Origin of the sequence: Gordonia rhizosphera NBRC 16068 (assembly GCF_000298195.1) — a bacterium.
GTDB classification, from domain to species: domain Bacteria; phylum Actinomycetota; class Actinomycetes; order Mycobacteriales; family Mycobacteriaceae; genus Gordonia; species Gordonia rhizosphera.
On sequence record NZ_BAHC01000095.1, the window covers coordinates 1 to 2,265 of the forward strand.

The window sequence follows — 2,265 nt, forward strand, 5'->3', positions numbered from 1 at the left end:
GAGCCGACGCCGGTCCACAAACCGCGCCTGCGCGGTGTGATCCACCAGTACTCGGCCTTCGTGGCCGTCGCGGCGGGTCTCGCCGTAGTGGTAGGAGGCGCGGTCCTCGCCGGCCCCGGCGCGGCACTGGCGTGCGCTGTCTACGCGGTGACGGTGTTCGGCGTGTTCGCGGTGAGCGCCACCTACCACCGAGTCGCCTGGAAGACCCCGCGGGCGCAGGTGCGGATGAAGCGCGCCGACCACTCGATGATCTTCCTGTTCATCGCCGGCACCTACACGCCGTTCTGCGCCCTGGCCCTGCCGGCATCGGTGCGCTGGTGGATTCTCGGCGTCGTCTGGGCAGGTGCCCTCGCGGGCGTCGTGCTCAAACTGGCCTGGCCGGCGGCTCCGCGCTGGCTCGGGGTGGCGCTCTACGTGCTGCTCGGTTGGGTGATCATCGTCGTGGCACCGGCACTCGTGACCGGCGCGGGGTGGACGGTCATCGTCCTGCTCGCGCTCGGCGGGGTGTTCTACACGGTCGGCGGCATCCTGTACGCGGCGCGCTGGCCCAACCCCTGGCCCGCCGTCTTCGGGCACCATGAGGTGTTCCACGCTTGCACTGCGATCGCCGCGCTGCTGCACTACATCGCGGTCTGGCTGGTGCTCGCCGCCTGATCGCTGCAGGGTCCCCGACCGCAACGCCGACCCGTCCCACCGCGGAAACCGTCACACTCCCCCGACGCCCCGACGACCGGCCCGACGACCGCAGTTCATCAGGTCATCACGCGACCGCCAGACACCTGTCGACGTGGTGTCAGGTGACATTGGTCGGCTGGCGCCATGCCACGAACCGACCGGCGCGACACCTGGATCGGCCCCGACCGGACCGTGCGCGCCGCAATGTCACGACGACGGTTCCTGACGTGGACCGGGGCCGCCGCCGGGCTCGGCTTCCTGCCGGGGGTGCCGAGCGACGCACCCGTCTCCCCGGAGTCGTCGTCCGGCGATCACCTGTTCACCCTCGGCGTCGCCTCCGGCGACCCCCTGCCCGATGGTGTGGTGCTGTGGACACGGCTGGCGCCCCGACCACTCGCCCGCGGCGGCGGGATGAGAGCGGCCCGGGTCGTGGTCGACTGGGAACTCGCGACGGACGAGTCGATGCGGCACATCACCCGCCGCGGGTCGGTGGTCGCCACCGACGATCACGGCCACAGCGTGCACGTCGACGTCCGGGGGCTCGAACCGGCGCGCGAGTACTTCTACCGGTTCCGGGCCGCTGGGGACATCTCCGTGGTGGGCCGAACACGCACCGCGCCCGGATACGGCTCACCGGTGCGCGAGTTGACCTTCGCGCTGGCCTCGTGCCAGGCGTGGGGCGACGGCCACTACGTCGCCTATGCCGACATGGCCGACCACGCTCCAGACGTCGTGTTCCATCTCGGCGACTACATCTACGAGAAGCCGATCCCGGCCGGCGGAGGACGGCGTCGCACGCACGCGATGCCGGAATCCGCGGTCCGGGAGGCGATGGATCTCGACGATTATCGCGACCGCTACGCCCTCTACAAGCTCGATCCGCATCTGCAGGCCGCGCACCGCACGAGCCCGTTTGTCACCACCTTCGACGACCACGAGGTCGACAACAACTGGGCGGCGTCGGTACCCGAAGACGGCACCCCGATGCCGGAGTTTCTGCTCCGGCGTGCGGCCGCCCTCAAAGCATGGTGGGAGAACACGCCGGTCCGCCTCGCGCACCACCCGCGCCGCACGGACATCCGCGCCTACCGGAGGTTCGGGTTCGGCGACCTCGTCGAGTCCAACGTCCTCGACACCCGGACCCACCGCAGCGACCAGGTCAACGGGGACAACGACTGCGCCCAGAACGCCGCCACCGCCGATCCGCGGCGCACGATCATCGGCGCGCAGCAAGAACGATGGCTCCTCGACGGGTTCGCCGCCGGCCGTCATCGCTGGACCGTGCTCGCCCAGCAGGTCCCGATGGCCGACCTCGCCCGTGACCGACACGGCCTGCGGGCGGTGAGCATGGACGGCTGGAGCGGCTATGAGGCGTCCCGCGCCCGCGTCCTCGACGGTGCTCGCGACCGCGGCGTCGGGAATCTGGTGTCGGTTGTGGGTGACATCCACCGCAACGTCGTCGGCGATCTGCGGTCGACGGACACGCGTGAATCGCCAACCGTCGGTGTGGAACTGGCTGGGACGTCCATTTCGTCGGGAGCCGACGGAACCGACAGCGACGTCTCCGACCGCGCGCTCAAGGCGGCGTCA

Annotated in this window: 2 protein-coding genes; both read left to right on the forward strand. The window is 70.6% G+C overall.

All coding sequences use genetic code 11. The features are described from left to right. Positions 1-654, forward strand: a 654-nt coding sequence (trhA, locus tag GORHZ_RS11085; protein WP_006333001.1) for a PAQR family membrane homeostasis protein TrhA, incomplete at its 5' end; no start/stop codon positions are given. Between the two features lie 165 nt (positions 655-819). Further along, on the forward strand, positions 820-2,265 hold a 1,446-nt coding region (locus GORHZ_RS11090), incomplete at its 3' end, for an alkaline phosphatase D family protein (protein WP_006333002.1).